This is a genomic window from Corallococcus interemptor (assembly GCF_003668875.1).
GTDB classification, from domain to species: domain Bacteria; phylum Myxococcota; class Myxococcia; order Myxococcales; family Myxococcaceae; genus Corallococcus; species Corallococcus interemptor.
The window spans coordinates 45,408-62,805 of record NZ_RAWM01000023.1; the positions used below are offsets into that span (position 1 = coordinate 45,408).

The window sequence follows — 17,398 nt, forward strand, 5'->3', positions numbered from 1 at the left end:
GTCAGGCCGCGTCCTCGCTGCTGCTGCTGTCACCACCGTCACCGCCGCCCGCGTCTTCCAGAATCGCGAGCAGCTCCGCCACCTGTTCGTCCGACAGCTGGTCCATGTTCTCCAGCAGCTTCTCCGCCTCGGCCGCCGTGACCTTCTGCTTCGCGGCGGGCGTGGCCACCGGCTGCGCGGGCACCAGGGGCTGCGTGGGCGTGGCGCCCTCCACGGAGTAGCCCAGGCGCTCAATCACCGCGTGGGTGGAGGCATCGAAGGGGCGGGGCCACTTGATGCGCTTCCAGGACTCGCCCATCTTCTTCTCGATGCCCTGGTGCTGGAGGATGTTCGGGTCGCCCAGGCCGCCCATCATGCGGTCCTTCTTGCCGTCGTACGGCTGGACCATGCGCTCGTCGAACTCGAGCCCCAGGAAGTGGGCCACGCCGGTCATCACCTTCGTGGGGTCCGCGACCAGGTCCTCGTAGCGCACCCAGTGGCAGCGCTCACGGCCGATGCCGTCGAAGAAGTTGAGCAGGTTCCGGTTGGACAGGGCCCACACCGTCTCCGCCACCACGTAGGGGTCCACGTCCGCGTCGCCGAAGAGGCCGGCGGCGAAGAGGCGGTCGAAGCGCATCCGGAGGATGGACTCCATCACCGGGAGCGGGTGGCGGTAGAGGTAGATGTACTTGTTGCCCTCGAACATCCGCTCCGCGCGCTCCAGCGTCTCCACGTCCATGGCGTACGTGGGCGTCTTGTCCACGAGCAGCCGGGGCGCGGACTTCTCCTGGAGGCGGCGGTAGACGTCCTGCGCGGACACGTCATCCGCGACCAGCCGGTCCACCAGCGCGGCGCCGGCGGGCGAGTCCAGCTTCTCCAGCTCCATGAGCGCCCACTGCAGGCCGCCCGTGGTCCACTCCATCTCAGAGCCGAAGCCGATGTTCTGGCGCCACTCGCGCATGCTCTCGAAGAAGAGCAGGTTCACTTCCGGCGGGCAGAACAGCCGCGGGTGTCCCGCGAGCATCACGCGGAACAGCGTGGAGCCGGCGCGAGGGCTGGAGTGCACGAACACCATGGGCGGGTTCTTCTTCGCCGTGTTGGTGCGCTGCACGCCGGACACCTCGGCGCGGTAGGGCTTCAGCGGGTACGCGGACAGCGGCTTGTTCTCCGCGAAGCGCTGCGGGTCCTGCAGGCGGTCCATCTCCACCAGCAGGTACTTCGACAGCTCCGGGATGGACGGGTGCGCCTGCACCTCGTGCGGGTAGAGCTGGAACTTGAAGTCCTGCCGCAGGTCGTACTCCAGCTCCGCGCCCAGCGCGTGCAGGTCGTACCCCTTGAGGCTGCCGTCCGCGGGCAGCTTGTCCTGCGGGATGCGCAGGCCCTCGGAGATGTGGTGGCGCAGGTACTCGGTGAGCAGCGCGGGGCGCTCGGTGGGGAACGCGGTGCGCAGGCGCTCCGCGATGGGCTTCTCCGTGGAGGCCGCGCGCTTGCCCAGCTCCTGCTCCACGCGCCCGGCGACGCCCGCGACGGTGGGCGTCTCGAAGAGGCCGCGCAGTGACAGGTCCACCTTCAGCACCGCGTGGATGTGGTTGCGCAGCTGCGTGGCCAGCAGCGAGTGGCCGCCCAGCTCGAAGAAGTTGTCGTTGATGCCGATGCCGTCGATGCCCAGCACCTGCTCCCAGATGCCCGCGACGGTCTTCTCCAGCTCCGTGCGAGGCGCGGCGTAGGGCGTGAGGATGGAGGGACGGGCGTGCTTGTTGCCCTTCGCTGCGTCCTTCTTGCCCTTCTCCGCCTTCGTGGCCCGAGGCCCCTGACGGCGGCGCGCGGCCAGGTCACCGGTGGAGACGGCCAGCCGGCCGCCCTCGCCGTGCGACAGCGCGCGGCGCAGCGCCTCCAGGCCTTCGGCGGGCTGGATGGCGAACTGGGCCAGCGTGGGGGACAGCTCCGCCATGGCCTGCGCGTCCGCGAACTGCCACGCGTCCCAGTCCACGCTCAGCCACGGGTAGGCGAAGCCCTCCGTGCGGCTTTCCGCGAAGGCGTCCATGAAGGCGCTGGCGGAGGCCTGCGCCACCTGGCCCAGGCCGCCCAGCACGGACGACAGCGACGACACGAGGAGGCAGAACGCGGGGCCTTCCTTCGGCAGCACCTGCTCCAGCACGCGCACGCCGTGCACCTGCGGGCGGAAGTGCCAGGCGCACTCGTCCGGGCCTGTCTCCGCGATGGTGCCCAGCGTGGCGCCCTGCATGCCGCCCGCCGCGTGGATGACGCCGTCGATGCGGCCGAAGCGCGCCACCGCCGCGTCCACCACGCCGCGCATGGACTCCACGTCGGTGAGGGCCGCGGGCAGCACCAGCATCTCCACGCCCGTGCGCTCCAGGGCCAGCGCGCGCTGGATGCGGCGGGACACCGCGTCCTCGACGCCGTGCTTCTCCACCCACGCCGTCCACTGGCCGCGGCTGGGGAAGTCCGGCGTCTCCACCAGGGTCAGCTTCGCGTGGTGCACCGTGGCCAGCTCGGACGCCAGCGCGTGGCCGATGCCGGTGAGGCCGTCGGTGATGAGGTACGCACCACCGTCGCGCAGGACCTCGGCGCCGGCCGCCTCCAGGCGCACGGGCTCGAAGGTCTGCACCCAGCGCTGACGGCCACGCAGGGCCACCACCGCGTCACGCGGTTCGGCACCCAGCTCCGTGGCCAGCCGGTCCACGACCGCGCCCGCGTCGCCGGGCACCACGTCCACGAAGCGGCAGGAGAGGTTCGGGTACTCCTGCGGCAGCACGCGCGAGGGGCCCACCAGCAGGGCCTGCTCCGGCAGCTGCGCATCCGCCTGCTCCACGCGGGCGGAGCGGCTGGTCACCACGGACCAGGTGAGCGGCTCCAGGTGGCCCGTCTCGCTCAGGGCACGGGCGAGGAACAGCTGGCTGTGGAAGCCGACGTCCAGTGACGCGGGCTCCTTCGACAGGCTCCACAGGTGCACGACGTTGGAGAACGCGCGGCCCTGCTTCTTCAGCGCCTCCAGCACCGCGCAGTAGTCCTCGCGGCGCGCCGGATCCACCGTGAACGAGCCATCCGGGCGCTGCTCGAAGCGCGCGCCGGGGACGACGCGGAAGATGTCCCCCCCCAGCTTCGGCGCCAGGGCCTCCGCCACGCCGGTGTCATCCGCGAGCACCAGCCAGCCCGCGCCCGCCGCGTCCTTCGCCTTGGGCAGCGGGGACAGCTTCCACGACGGCGCGTAGAACCAGTCCGCCACGTCCGGGCGCTTCGTCAGCGACGCGGGCGCGTCCGCGCGGGCACCGCCGCCCAGCGGCTTCGCGTCAATCCAGTAGCGCTCGCGCTGGAAGGGGTAGGTGGGCAGCGGCACGCGGCGGCGCTGCTCGTTGGACGCGAAGCCCTTCCAGTCCACCGTCACGCCGTTGAGCCACAGCCGGCCCAGCGCGCCCAGCAGCACCTGGAGGTCCGGAGCCTGCTCGCGAGGATGCCGCGTGGAGGCGATGAGCACGCGCGCTTCCGCGCCCGGCTGCTGCTTCGCCAGCGTGGTGAGCACCGTACCGGGGCCCACTTCCAGGAGCGCCGCCTGCGGCCACTTGCGGGACAGCTCCTGGAGGCCCGCGGAGAAGCGCACGGCCTGGCGCAGGTGCGTGGCCCAGTAGTCCGGATCCGTCGCCTGCGCGGCCTCAATCCAGGTGCCCGTCACGTTGGACAGGAAGGGCAGGCCAGGCGCGCTGAGCTTCACCTGGCGCACGCGCGCGGTGAAGGCCGCGAGGATGGGGTCCATCATCGCGGAGTGGAACGCGTGCGACGTGTGCAGCCGCGACACCTCCACGCCCTGCGCCTCCAGCTTCGCCTGGAGCGCGTCCACCGCGTCGGTGGGGCCCGCCACGACGGTGAAGCCCGGCGCGTTCACCGCCGCCACGCTGAGGTTCGCGGGGAGCAGCGGCTTGAGCGCGGACTCCTCCAGCTTCGCGGACAGCATGGAACCCGACGGCAGCCCCTGCATCAGCTTGCCGCGCGCGGCCACCAGCGCCAGCGCGTCGTCCAGGGTGAACACGCCCGCGAGGCACGCGGCCACGTACTCACCGATGCTGTGCCCCAGCATCGCGGAGGGCTTCACGCCCCAGGCCATCCACAGCTTCGCCAGCGCGTACTCCACGGCGAAGAGCGCGGGCTGCGTCAGCTCCGTGCGCGTCAGCGCCTGCGTCGCGGCCTCCGCCTTGGAGGCCTCCGGGAACAGCACCGTGCGCAGGTCCAGGCCCAGGTGCGACGTCAGCTTGTCCGCGCACGCGTCCAGGTGCCGCTTGAAGGTGGGCTCGGACGCATACAGGTCGCGCGCCATGCCCACGTACTGCGAGCCCTGGCCGGGGAACAGGAAGGCCACCGGCCGCTCGTGCACGTCCGGCGTGTGCGTCCACTGGCGCGGGCTGCCCTCCACGTCCAGCGCCGCGAGCGCGTCGTCGCGGTCGCGGCACACCAGCACGCGCCGCTTCGCCATGGCCTGACGGCCCGCCTGGAGCGTGAAGGCCACGTCCGCCAGCGCCTGCGCGGGGTGTGCCTTCAGGTGCGCGGCCAGGTTCTTCGTCGCCGCGTCCAGCGCCGCGTCGCTCTTCGCGGACAGCACCAGCAGCTGCGCGGGCCGGGACGCGCCGGAGGGCGGAAGGGCCGGAGCCTCCTCCAGCACGACGTGCGCGTTGGTGCCGCCCACGCCGAAGGAACTCACGCCCGCGCGGCGCGGGTGCTTGGGGTTCGCCTGCCAGTCCGTGAGCTTCGAGTTGACGAAGAACGGACCGCCCGAGAACGGAATCTCCGGGTTGACCTCCGTGACGTGGAGGCTGGGCGGAATCTGGCGGTTCTCCAGCGTCATCACCGCCTTGATGAGGCTGGACACGCCGGCCGCGTTGGCCAGGTGGCCGATGTTGCTCTTGAGCGAGCCCACCGGAATCTTCGGAGGGTTCGCCTTCGCCGCCGCCGAGCGGAACTTGAACGCCTTGTTGAGCGCGCGCACCTCGATGGGGTCGCCCATCTTCGTGCCGGTGCCGTGCGCCTCCAGGTAGCCGATGGTCTCCGGGGCCACGCCCGCGGCGCCCAGGGCCTCGGTGATGACGGTGGCCTGGCCCTCCACGCTGGGGGCGGTGAAGCCCACCTTCAGCGCGCCGTCGTTGTTGATGGCGCTGCCCTTGATGATGGCGTGGATGTGGTCGCCGTCTTCAATGGCGTCCGCCAGCCGCTTGAGCACCACCACGCCCACGCCGCTGCCGAACACCGTGCCCTCCGCCTTCGCGTCGAACGCGCGGCAGTGGCCGTCCGGGGACACGATGCCGCCGGGCACGAAGGGGTAGCCCTCCGGGTGCTTCACGTGCACGGACACGCCGCCGGCAAGGGCCAGGTCGCACTCTTCATTCAAGAGGCTCTGGCAGGCCGCGTGCGTGGCCACGAGCGACGTGGAGCACGCGCTGGTGATGGAGTAGCTGGGGCCGCGCAGGTTGAGCTTGTACGCGACGCGGGTGGCCAGGAAGTCGCCGCCGTTGTTCACGTCCACCTGCACCTGGTCCATGCCGCTCAGCTGGTCGAAGTTGGGGACCAGGTGGAACACCAGGTACGTGTTCGTGGCCGCGCCCGCGAACACGCCGATGGAGCCGTCGAAGCCCTCGGGCGTGTGGCCCGCCTTCTCCAGCGCCTCCCACGCGCACTCCAGGAAGACGCGGTGCTGCGGATCCATCAGCTCCGCCTCGCGGGGCGTGAAGCCGAAGAAGCCCGCGTCGAACAGCTCCATGCCGGCCAGCGCGGCGCTGGCCTTCACGTGGCGCGGGTCCTTGCGCAGGACGGGGTCCACGCCCAGCTTCTCCAGCTCCGCGTCGGGTACGGGCTGGATGGACTCCACGCCGTCGCGCAGGTTCTTCCAGAAGGAGTCCAGGTCGGGAGCGCCGGGGAAACGTCCGGCCATGCCGACGATGGCGATGGCCTGCGCGTCGATGTTCGATTCAGCGGACATGGGGTGTGCTCGGGCTTCGAAAGGTGGGGGAGGGGACGGCTACTCCTCGTCGGTGGCGCCTTCGCCCCGGCGATTCGCGCGGCGCGCACGGCGGCGCTCCCCGCGGCTGAGCGCCTCGGTCTCCTCGGGCGCGGCTTCCGTGTCCTCGCTGCCGCTGGCGGCCTTGAGCAGCCTGGCCAGCGCCCCCACGGTGGGGCCTTCGTAGAGGGTGACGGCCGGCAGCGCGACGCCGAACTGCTCGCGCACGCGGGCAATCAGCTTCACGCCGACGAGCGAGTTGCCACCCAGCTCGAAGAAGTTGTCGTGCACGCCGACCTGGTCGATGCCCAGCGTCGTCTGCCACAGCTGGGCGATCTGCTCCTCCAGCGCGTCGCGCGGCGGCACATAGGCGTTCTGGAGCGTGGGCCGGGGCGTGGTGCCCAGGGCCGAGCCCACGTCCTGCTTCTTCGCCTGTTCCTGCTCCTGAGCCGCGGCCGGCTGCGCCCACTTGCGAGCGCGGGCGCGCAGGTTGCTCGTGGACACGGCCACGTGGGACACGGCGCCCAGCTGGAAGAGCTGCTCGAAGGCGTCCTCGCCCTCGGAGGCCGTGATGGCCAGCGCGCCGAACGGGCTCTGCGCGCCGCCCGCGCGGGACTCGTACTGCCACGCGTCCCAGCCCACGCTCATCCACGGCACCGGCGACGTCTGCGCCTGCTTGGTGGCGAACGCGTCCATGAAGGACGTGGCCGCCGAGTACGACGCCAGGCCCAGTCCGCCCAGCACCGCCGCCAGCGACGACGACAGCACGCAGAAGTCCAGCGCGCGTCCGCGCACCGCCTCCTCCAGCGCGTACAGCCCGCGCACGCGGCCATGGAACGTGTCGCGCACGTCCTCGGGGCGAGTGTCCGGGATGGCGCGGAAGAGCGCCTGGCCCACGTCACCCGCCGCGAACACCACGCCGTGCAGCGCGCCGAAGTGCGTCAGCGCCGCGTCCACCGCCTCCTTCACCTGGACCTTGTTGCCCGCGTCCACGGCGACGGTGTGCACCTGGGCGCCCAGCGCCTCCAGCTCGCGCACCTGACGGATGCGGCGGGAGACGGCGTCGTCCTCGCCATGCGCGGACAGGTGCGCGTCCCACTGCGAGCGCTCCGGCAGCGCCGTGCGGCCCGCGAGCACGAGCTTCGCCTTCGCGCGCTTCGCCAGCGACTTCGCGTGGGAGAAGCCCAGCGTGCCGAACCCGCCGATGAGCAGGTACACGCCCCCATCGCGCAGCGGCAGTTGTGCGCTGCGAGGCGCGTCCGCCGGCACGTGCTCGAAGTGCTGCACCCACCGGGCGCCGCCGCGGTACGCGATGACGTTCTCCAGCTTGGAGGGCGTGGCGGCCTCGGACAGCAGGGCCTCCACCAGCGCCGTCTCCTGCCAGCTGCCGGAGTGCGGCAGGCGCACGTCCACGGCCTTCGCGGACAGGTGGCCGTACTCCTGCGGAATCACGCGCACCGGGCCCAGCACGGTGGACAGCTCCGGGTTCGGAGCCTCGTCGCCCAGCGCCTGCATGCGGTTCGTCACCGCGACCAGCGACACGGGACGCGTGCCGGGCTGACGGCCCAGGGCCTGCGCCAGGGACAACAGCCCCAGGAAGCCCTTGCCCAGCGCGGACTCGAAGTCCGCCTCGCCGTGCACGTCGCCCAGGCCCAGCGTGCCCAGGTGCAGCACGTGGTCCGGAGCGCGGCCCTGCGCGGTCAGCGCCTCCAGCACCGTGGCCTCGCCACCCAGCGCGAGCGACCAGTGGTGCTCGTCGTGCTTCGCGGTGACGGCGGCCGGGGTGATGCGCACCACGTCCTGGCCGGCCTCGCCCAGCTTGAGCGCGAGCCGCGCGCCCAGGCCCTCGTTGGAGTCATCCGGGAGCAGCAGCCACCAGGTGGCCTTCTTCTCACTCCAGGTGCCCTGCGGCGACGGCAGCGCGCGCTGCCACGACGGCAGGTAGAACCAGCGGGCCACGGGCTGCTTCTGATCCGCGGAGGCCCACTCGGAGCGCTCGCCGTCGGCGGCGGTCTCCTTGCGCGGGTCCACCCAGTGCTTCTGACGCTCGAAGGGGGACGTGGGCAGCGCGATGCGGCGGCGCTTCTCACCACCCCGGAACGCGTCCCAGTCCGCCTCCACGCCCTCCAGCCACAGCCGGCCCAGCGTGCCCAGCACGTGGTCCAGGTCCGCGACCTGCTCCTTGGGGTGGCGCAGCGAGTTGATCAGCGCGTGCTTCGCGCCCTTGTCCGGGTGCTGCCGCGCCAGCGTCACGAGCGTGTTGCCCGGGCCGACCTCCAGCAGGATGGCGTCGGACTCCTTCAGCAGCTCGCCCACGCCGTCCGCGAAGCGCACCGCGCCGCGCAGGTGCTTGGCCCAGTAGTCAGGGCTCGTGGCCTGCTCGGCGGTCACCCAGGTGCCGGTGACGTTGGACAGGTAGGGCTTCGCCGGCGCCTTCCGGGCCACCTTGCGCACCGCCTCGCGGAAGGCGTCCAGGATGGGGTCCATCATCGCCGAGTGGAACGCGTGCGACGTGTGCAGTCGCGAGGACGCCAGGCCCTGGAGCTTCAGCGTCTCCACGAACGCGTCGATGAGCGGCGTGGGGCCGGCGACGACGCACGTGGCCGGGCTGTTCACCGCCGCCACGGACAGGCCCTCGGGGAGCATGGGCGTGACGTGCTCTTCCGGCAGGGACACCGCGAGCATGGAGCCCGCGGGCAGGGACTGCATCAGCCGGCCGCGCGCGGCCACCAGGGCCAGCGCGTCATCCAGGCTGAACACGCCCGCGAGGCACGCGGCCACGTACTCACCGATGCTGTGGCCCACCATCGCGTGCGGCGTCACGCCCCACGACTCCCAGAGCTTCGCCAGCGCGTACTCGATGACGAACAGCGCGGGCTGGGTGAGGCCCGTCTGCTTCAGGCGCTCCGACGCCAGCTCGCGCGACTCCGCGGCCGGGTAGAGCACCGTGCGCAGGTCCAGGCCCAGGTGCGGCTTGAGCTTCTCCGCGCAGGTGTCCACCTGGGCGCGGAAGGCGCTCTCCGTCTCATACAGCTCGCGGCCCATGTCCACGTACTGCGAGCCCTGTCCGGAGAACATGAACATCACCGGACGGCCGCTGTTCTCCGCGCTGCCGGAGAAGACGCGGCCCGGCGTGCGCTCCGCCAGCGCGGAGGCCAGCTCCGCCGTGGTGCGCGCCACCACCGCGCGGCGCTTGCCGAAGCGCTTGCGGCCCAGCTGGAGCGTGTACGCCACGTCCGCCAGGTCCACGTCCGGGTTCTCGCGCAGGTGCGCGGCCAGCCGGTCCGTGGCGACCTCCAGCGAGTTCTCCGTGCGCGCCGACAGCAGCACCACCTGCGCGGGCAGGCGGGCCTTGTCGGTGGCGGGCAGCTCCGGCGCCTCCTCCAGGATGGCGTGCGCGTTGGTGCCGCCCATGCCCAGCGACGTGACGCCCGCGCGGCGCGGCGTCTCACCGCGGGGGAAGTCACGCAGCTCCGTGTTCACGTAGAACGGGCTGTTGGGGAAGTCGCACGCCGGGTTGGGCGTCTTGAAGTTGAGGCTGGGCGGAATGACCTTGTGGTGCAGCGTGAGGGCCGCCTTGATGAAGCCCACCGCGCCCGCCGCCGAGTCCAGGTGGCCGATGTTGCTCTTCACCGAGCCCAGCGCGCAGAAGTTCTTCTTGTCCGTGCCCTGGCGGAAGGCCTGCGTGAGCGCCGCGACCTCGATGGGGTCGCCGACCTTGGTCGCCGTGCCGTGCGCCTCCACGTAGCCGATGGAGTCCGGATCCACGCCCGCGACGGCCTGCGCCAGCGCGATGACCTCCGCCTGGCCCGCGACGGCCGGGGCCATGTAGCTGACCTTCTGCGAGCCGTCGTTGTTCACCGCCGAGCCGCGCACCACCGCGTAGACGGTGTCGCCGTCCTTGAGCGCGTCCGACAGGCGCTTGAGCGCGACCACCGCCGCGCCGTGGCCGGCGACGAAGCCCGCGGCCTCCGCGTCGAAGGTGTGGCAGTGGCCGTCCGGCGCCGTGGTGCCACCCTCGTGGTACAGGTAGCCCGCCTTCTCCGGGAAGTGGATGGACACGCCGCCGGCCAGCGCCATGTCGCACTCGAACGACAGCAGGCTCTGGCAGGCGTAGTGGATGCATGTGAGCGACGTGGAGGACGAGGACTGGACCGTGACGGCCGGGCCCTTCAGGTCCATCCGGTACGCCACTTCCGTCGTGAGGCTGTCCTTGTCGTTGCCGATGGACGCCTGGAGGCTCTCCACCGACGCGACGTGCGCCAGGTGCGAGTACAGGTTGGAGAGCAGGTACGTGTTCATGCTCATGCCGCCGAACACGCCCACGCGGCCGGGCTGGCGCTCCGGGCTGTAGCCGGCGCTCTCCATGGCCTCCCACGCGCACTCCAGGAAGACGCGGTGCTGCGGATCCATCAGCGCGGCCTCGCGGGGGTTCATCCCGAAGAAGGCCGCGTCGAACTGATCCGTGTCGCCCAGCGTGCCGCGGGCCTTCACGTAGTTGGGTGCGCGGACCATCGCGGGGTCGGCGCCCTCCGCGATGAGCTCCTCGTCGGTGAAGAACGTGATGCTCTCCACGCCGCCGGTGAGGTTCTTCCAGAACTCGGCGATGGTCTTCGCGCCGGGAAGCCGGCCACCCAGGCCGATGACCGCGATGCCATCCACTTCGGGGGTGTCAGTGCTCATGGAGCCGTCCTTCGAAATCTGGGGGGTGTGCCTGAAAGTCGTTCGTTACTTGCGGCCGCGCGCCTGCTGACGCTTCGCCTGGGCGGCGCGGCGGCGCTCCGCCTCGTCCTTGATCTTCTGGGAGGCCGCGCCCGAGTCCTCGCCCTTGTTCGCGAGGTGCTGGGCCAGCGCGCTCACCGTGGTGAACTTGAACATGTCCACCAGCGCGAGGTCCGCGCCCAGCTCTTCCTTCAGGCGCCGGTGGGCCTGCGCGATGAGCAGCGAGTTGCCACCCAGCTCGAAGAAGTTGTCGTTGAGGCCCACGCGCTCCACCTTGAGCACCGCCGCCCAGATGGCCGCCACGCTGCGCTCCACCGCGCTCTGCGGCTGGGCGTAGGCGACGCCGGAGGCGAGGCGCGCCCCTTCCGGCGCGGGCAGCGCCTTCGCGTCCACCTTGCCGTTGGGCGACAGGGGCAGCGCGGACAGCGGCACGTACGCGGACGGCAGCATGTACGGCGGCAGTCCTTCCGCGAGGAAGGTGTTCAGGTCCGAGTGCGTGGGCGCGGGCTCGCCCAGCACCACGTAGGCCACCAGGCGCTTGTCGCCGGGCGAGTCCTCGCGCGCCATCAGGAACGCGTCCTTCACGGCCGGGTGGCGGCGCACGGCGGCCTCCACCTCACCCAGCTCGATGCGGAAGCCGCGGATCTTCACCTGATCATCCGCGCGGGACAGGAACGTGAGCACGCCGTCCGGCAGCCAGCGCGCGCGGTCGCCCGTGCGGTACAGGCGCTCGCCCTTGTCGGAGGCGAACGGGTTCGCGACGAAGCGCTCCGTGGTCAGCTCCGGCCGCTTCCAGTACCCGCGCGCCACGCCCAGGCCGCCGACGTACAGCTCACCGGCGACGCCCACGGGCAGCAGGTTCTTCTCCGCGTCCAGCACGTACACGTCCGTGTTGATGACGGGCCGGCCAATGGGCACCCACGCGTGGCCCTGCAGGTCCTCCACCTCCATGCGGTGGTAGGTGGAGCACACGGTGGTCTCCGTGAGGCCGTAGCCGTTCACCACCGGCACGGTGGCCAGCAGCTTCTCCACGTCGCTGGCCACCAGCGCCTCTCCACCGGAGAGCACCAGCTTGAGCGGCGGCAGCTGCTCCAGGCGCGCGTTGAGCCCGGCGATGACCGCGGGCACGGTGCTCACGATGGTGACGGTGTGGCGGGTGATCAGCTGGAACAGCTTCTCCTGGTCGAGGATCTCATCCTCGGTGGGCAGCACCAGCGCGCCGCCCGTGCACAGGAGCGGGAGGATTTCGCCCACGAAGCTGGCCGAGGCCACCGACGTGAGCGGCAGCATCCGGTCCGTGGCCGTGGGCGCGTAGGACTCCACGAACGAGCGGACGAGGTTCGCCAGGCCGCCGTGCTCCAGCATCACGCCCTTGGGCTGGCCGGTGGAGCCGGAGGTGTAGACGAGGCACGCCAGGTCCCCGGCCGCCACCGTCGCGGCGGGCGCGGAGGACAGCGCGCCGTCCAGCGGCTGGTCCACGAACAGCGTGCGCGCGGTGGTGCCGGAGGGCAGCGTGCGCTGGAGCCAGGACTGGGTGATGAGGACCGGCGCCTGCGTGTCGCCCAGGATGAAGGCCACGCGCTCGGACGGGTAGGCCGGGTCGATGGGCACGTACGCCGCGCCCGCGGCCATCACCGCCAGCACGGACACCAGCGTCTCCACCGAGCGCTCCAGGCAGATGCCCACGATGTCGCCCGGCTTCACGCCCGCGCCGCGCAGCCACGAAGCCAGCTGGCCTGCGCGCGCATCCAGCTCGCGGTAGGTGAGCTGCGCGTCCTTGAAGAGGACCGCGACGTTGTCCGGCGTGCGCGCCACCTGCGCCGCGAAGAGCGCGGGCAGCATGTCCTTCTGCGTGAGCGGCACGCGGGGACCCTTCCAGGTCTCCAGCAGCTGCTGCTGTTCAGGCTGCGTGAGCAGCGGCAGCCCCGCGAGCGCGCGGCCCGGCCAGGCGGCGATGCCGGACAGCAGCGTGGCCAGGTGCCCGGCCATGCGCTCGATGGTGCCGGCCTCGAAGAGGTCGGTGTTGTACTCGAAGGAGGCCACCAGCTCGCCGTCCGCCTCGCCCATGGTGAGGGTGAGGTCGAACTGCGCGCCGCCGTGCGACAGCACCAGCGATTCGATGGGCAGGCCCGCCACGGTGGACTTCGCGCCCGGGATGTCCAGGGCGAAGGGCGTGAGGCCGCGCTCGTCCAGCTTGGAGGCGCGCTGGTAGACGAACATCACCTGGAACAGCGGCGAGCGGCTCTGGTCCCGCACCGGCTGCAGCCGGTCCACGAGCGCGCTGAAGGGGTAGTCCTGGTGCTCCAGCGCGCCCAGCATCGTCTGGCGCGTCTGGGCCAGGTAGTCCGTGAAGGACAGGGTGGGGGACGGGCGCGTGCGCACCACCAGCGGGTTGACGAAGTAGCCGGTGATGCCCGCCAGCTCCGCGCGTCCGCGGCCCGCGCTCACCACGCCCAGCGTGAAGTCCTGCTGGCCGGTGTAGCGGTGCAGCAGCACCTGGAACGCCGTCTGGAGCACCATGTTCGGCGTGGCGCCGTTATCACGCGCGAGCGTCTTCACCGCGCTCGCGACGTCCGCGCTCAGCCGGGTGGTGTGGACGCGGCCGTTGAAGGTCTGCGCCGGGGGACGCGGGTGGTCCGTGGGCAGGTCCAGCACGGGCAGGGTGCCGGACAGCTGCTCGCGCCAGTACTTCTCCAGCGCCTGGCCGCGAGCACCGGTGAGCATCTCCGCCTGCCAGCGCGCGTAGTCCGCGTACGTGCGCGCGGGCTGCGCCAGCGTGGGCCGCTTGCCCAGCTTGAGCGCGGGGTAGAGCGCGTCCAGCTCCTCCGCCATCACCGCCAGCGACCAGAAGTCGGTGACGATGTGGTGCATCGCGATGAGCAGCGCGTGGTCCTCCGCGGACCGCGACACCAGCCGCACGCGCAGGAGCGGACCCTTCTCCAGGTCGAACGGGCGGCGGGCCTCGGCGGAAAGGTGCTCCGCCACCTGCGCGTCGCTCCAGCCCTTCGCGTCCGTGGTGGTGAAGTCCAGCGGCAGCTCCGCGTGCACGCGCTGCACGGGGCCGGTGGCCGCCATGACGAACGTGGTGCGCAGGGCGGGGTGGCGGGCCACCAGCGCCTCGAAGGCGCCCTTCAGCGCGTTCGCGTCCAGCCCCGCGCGCACGCGCACCGCGACGGGCACGTGGTAGGCGGCGCTGTCCGGCGCCAGCTGGTGCATGAACCACAGCGCCTGCTGTCCGCCGGACAGGGGCGCGTCACCGGTGGCGGACGACGCGGCCACCGCGCTGGAGGCCTGCTGGGACGGGGGCGCCGACATCAGCGTCACCACGGCCTCCGCCAGCTTCGACAGCGACACGCCCTGGAGGACGTCCGACAGCGGCAGGTCGATGTTCAGCCCCGCGTCCACCGCGCTCTTGAAGTCCACCGCCATCAGCGAGTCCACGCCGTAGGCATGCAGCGGCTTGCTCGCGTCCACCTGCGCGGTGGGCAGCCGCAGCACCTGCGCGGCCTGCTCCTGGAGGAACACCGTCACCATGGCCCGGCGCGCGGTGGGGTCCGACACCACCGCCAGCATCTTCTGCAGCATGCTGGTGTCCGGGCCCACGGGCGCGGTCGCGGCGGCGGCCTCCGGAGTGGCGGTCTTCACGGCCTCGGGCGCCGGGGCGGCGGCCGCGGCGATGACGCTCTTGTGCAGCGCCTCCAGCGTGTCCGCGACGTACTCCGCGCGGGTGGCGAAGCGCTGGATCTTGCCGCTGGAGGTCTTCGGGATGGCGCCCGGCCCCAGCAGCACCACGCCCTGGGCCTGCAGGTCGTGCCCGGCCGCCACGGCCTGCCGGATGCCCTGCGCCAGCGCGTCCAGGTCCACGCCGTCGCGCTCCACCGCGCGGCGGTCCACCTCCGTCACGACGATGAGGCGCTCCTCGTCATCCTGCTCGATGGAGAACGCCGCCGTGCAGCCGGGGCGGATGGCGGGGTGGGCGGACTCCACCGTGCGCTCGATGTCCTGCGGGTAGTGGTTGCGCCCGCGGATGATGATCAGGTCCTTCAGGCGGCCCGTGACGAACAGCTCGCCGTCCGCGAGGAAGCCCAGGTCGCCCGTGCGCAGGTACGGCGTCGGGTCGCCCGTGCCGGCCAGCGGCTGCTGGAACGTGGTGCGCGTCTGCTCGTCGCGGCCCCAGTAGCCCTGCGCGATGCTGGGCCCGGCGACGCGGATTTCACCCACCTGGCCCGCCGGCAGCGGCGCGCCCGTCTCCGGATGCGCGATGACCAGGCGCTGGTCGGTGAGGTTGCGGCCGGAGCCCACCAGCGTCTGGGCGCCGGGGCTCGCCGCCTCCTTCGCCACCACGCGGTTGTCCTTCAGCGCGCCCGCGTCCACGGTGCGCTGCACGGGCAGCTCGCGCTTGTCACCACCCGAGGCGATGAGCGTGCCTTCCGCCAGGCCGTAGCAGGGATAGATGGCCTCCGAGCGGAACCCCTGCGGACCGAACGCCTCCGCGAAGCGCCGGAGCGTGTCCGGCATGATGGGCTCCGCGCCGTTGAAGGCCAGGTCCCAGTGGCTCAGGTCCAGCTTCGCGCGCTCCTCCGGCGTGGACTTGCGCACGCACAGGTCGAACGCGAAGTTGGGCCCGCCGCTCGTGGTGGCCTTGTAGCGGGAGATGGCCTCCAGCCAGCGCATGGGGCGCTTGAGGAAGTCCACCGGCGAGAACAGCGTCACCGGGAAGCCGCCGTACAAGGGCTGCAGGATGCCGCCGATGAGGCCCATGTCGTGGTACGGCGGCAGCCAGATGACGCCCTGGCTCTTGTCCGAGTGACCGAAGCACTCGTGGATCAGCTTCGAGTTGTGCAGCAGGTTGCCGTGCGTCAGCACCACGCCCTTGGGCGACGACGTGGAGCCGGACGTGTACTGGAGGAACACCCGCGTGTCCGTGGCCACGCCCGGGTCCTTCCACCCCTCGGCGACCTCCGCGTCCAGCGTGTCCGTGGCGATCCAGTGCAGCTCCCGCAGCTCCGGCGCCTGCTCGAAGAGCATCTCCCCCATGCCGTAGATGAAGTCGGTGGTGAGGGCGATGGTGGCCTGCGCGTCCTGGCTGATGGCCAGGAGGCGCGGCAGTGTGCGCGCCAGGCGCATGGGGTCCGGCGGATAGATGGGGACCGCGATGACGCCCGCGTACAGACAGCCGAAGAACCCGGCGATGTAGTCCAGCCCGGGCGGGTACAGCAGCAGCGCCCGCTGCCCCTGCGCGCCGCGCGCCTGGAGCGCCGCCGCGATGGCGCGGGCCTTCTGATCCAGCTCCGCGTACGTCAGGTGCGCTTCGTCCGTTTCCCCGTCCAGCAGGAACGTGAAGCCACGGCGGTCTCCCTGGGTGCTTGCGCGGACGCGCAGCAATTCAACCAGAGTGGAAAACGCAAAGTCGGTGGCCGGGGAGAAACCGGGCAGGGTTCCAGTGGGCATTGACGCGACTCCTGGGATGCGGGGGTGTTCCGTGCACGGGGAGCACGGAGGCGCGAATTCAGGGGCCGGGGTGCTGCGGTCTCCCGGCAAGACACGGTTTCAAGAGGTCAGTCGCAAGCAGCACCCGCCGTGAAGGGGCGTTGTTTCGCGCATGTATCGTCTGGCGCGCGCGCGAGCAATCCCCCCCACCCACATTGTCGCCACGCCGCGCCATGGGCACGGCGGGGAGCGCGTGAATCAGGGGCAGGGCGGAGTGCGAGTTTCATGGGAACGGAATTCGGAGAGCGTCTGGGCCGCGAATCTCTTCATCGCGCGAACGGCGGGACATTCAAACGACCCCCAAGGTCGGAAACCCGGGGACCTCCCTTGTTCACGGGATACTGCGCGTAGTGTCCGAGTAAACGTGACACATCGGATCATGCGACGGGAACACGCGGAGTGTATGAGTCCACCCTCCCTGAGGCTTCGCCGACACCCGGAACGCCGTCCCTGTCTGTGAATTGTCTGTGAAAATAGGATTCCTTGGATTCGTCTCGTCAGGGTTCGAGGACGATACGGGGTGGGTCCGACACGGCCCCTGCGCGCTTGTGCCGCAGGGCGGGCGGGAGCGTGAGCCATGCCGAGGCCGGTGCGTGATGTGACACGGTGGATGGGGACGGCGCTGCTCTGGGGCGGCGTGCTGGGCTGTTCCGCGGAGCCGGCCATGGCGGTGACGCTGGACTGGGACGCGGGCGTGGATGCAGGGCCCGCTCCGGCGACGTGCGCGAGCGGGAGCGTCTGGACCGAGGCGACGGGCGGCACCGGGGCCACCATGGCGCCGGGATACGCGTGCCGGAGCTGCCACCTGCGGCAGGCGCCCTCCGTGGCTTACTTCTTCATGGGCACGGTGTTCCCGTCGCTCCATGAGGCGGACGGATGTGACGCGCGGCTGGAGGCACCGTCGAAGGTGAAGGTGGAGATATTGGACGCGGACGGCCAGGTGCGGCTCACGCTGGTGCCGAACGCCTCGGGCAACTTCCTGTCCACGACGCTCCAGCCGTCCTTCCCGCTGCCGTACCGGGCGCGGCTGGTGGGGCCGGATGGCGCGACGCGGGTGATGGCCACGCCGCAGAGCAGCGGAGACTGCAACAGCTGTCACACCGGGCAGGGGACGCAGGGGGCTCCGGGGCGCATCGCGCTGCCGTGAGTCTGTTGGGTGCGAGCGCTGCGACAAATGACCGCAGCGGGCGCTCCACGGTGGACTGC

4 protein-coding genes are annotated in these 17,398 nt (G+C 71.5%); 1 reads left to right on the top strand and 3 read right to left on the bottom strand.

Annotated features, from left to right (window positions below):
* Window position 1: 1 nt before the first annotated feature.
* Genes D7X96_RS11510 through D7X96_RS11520 form a run of 3 tightly spaced genes read right to left on the bottom strand, consistent with a single transcriptional unit; the run spans window position 2 to window position 16,153 of the window.
* Window positions 2-5,962 (bottom strand): type I polyketide synthase, encoded by a 5,961-nt coding sequence (locus tag D7X96_RS11510; RefSeq protein WP_121769714.1) that lies wholly within the window; start codon window positions 5,960-5,962, stop codon window positions 2-4.
* A gap of 39 nt (window positions 5,963-6,001) precedes the next feature.
* Complete coding sequence (locus tag D7X96_RS41450; protein WP_121769715.1) at window positions 6,002-10,663, bottom strand: type I polyketide synthase; 4,662 nt, start codon at window positions 10,661-10,663, stop codon at window positions 6,002-6,004.
* A 45-nt stretch (window positions 10,664-10,708) separates the two neighbouring features.
* Window positions 10,709-16,153, bottom strand: a complete 5,445-nt coding sequence (locus D7X96_RS11520; protein WP_121769716.1) for a non-ribosomal peptide synthetase — start codon at window positions 16,151-16,153, stop codon at window positions 10,709-10,711.
* Window positions 16,154-16,802: 649 nt separating this feature from the next.
* Between D7X96_RS11520 and D7X96_RS11525 the strand changes: the two genes are divergently transcribed.
* Window positions 16,803-17,339 carry a hypothetical protein gene (locus D7X96_RS11525; RefSeq protein ID WP_120550260.1) on the top strand — a complete coding sequence of 179 codons (537 nt, stop codon included), beginning with the start codon at window positions 16,803-16,805 and terminating at the stop codon, window positions 17,337-17,339.
* Window positions 17,340-17,398 lie beyond the last annotated feature (59 nt).

Excerpts from the sequence above, each read along its gene's own strand:
- D7X96_RS11520 (WP_121769716.1), bottom strand. The coding sequence starts at position 16,153 with ATGCCCACTGGAACCCTGCCCGGTTTCTCCCCGGCCACCGACTTTGCG.
- D7X96_RS11510 (WP_121769714.1), bottom strand. The coding sequence starts at position 5,962 with ATGTCCGCTGAATCGAACATCGACGCGCAGGCCATCGCCATCGTCGGC.
- D7X96_RS41450 (WP_121769715.1), bottom strand. The coding sequence starts at position 10,663 with ATGAGCACTGACACCCCCGAAGTGGATGGCATCGCGGTCATCGGCCTG.
- D7X96_RS11525 (WP_120550260.1), top strand. The coding sequence starts at position 16,803 with ATGGGGACGGCGCTGCTCTGGGGCGGCGTGCTGGGCTGTTCCGCGGAG.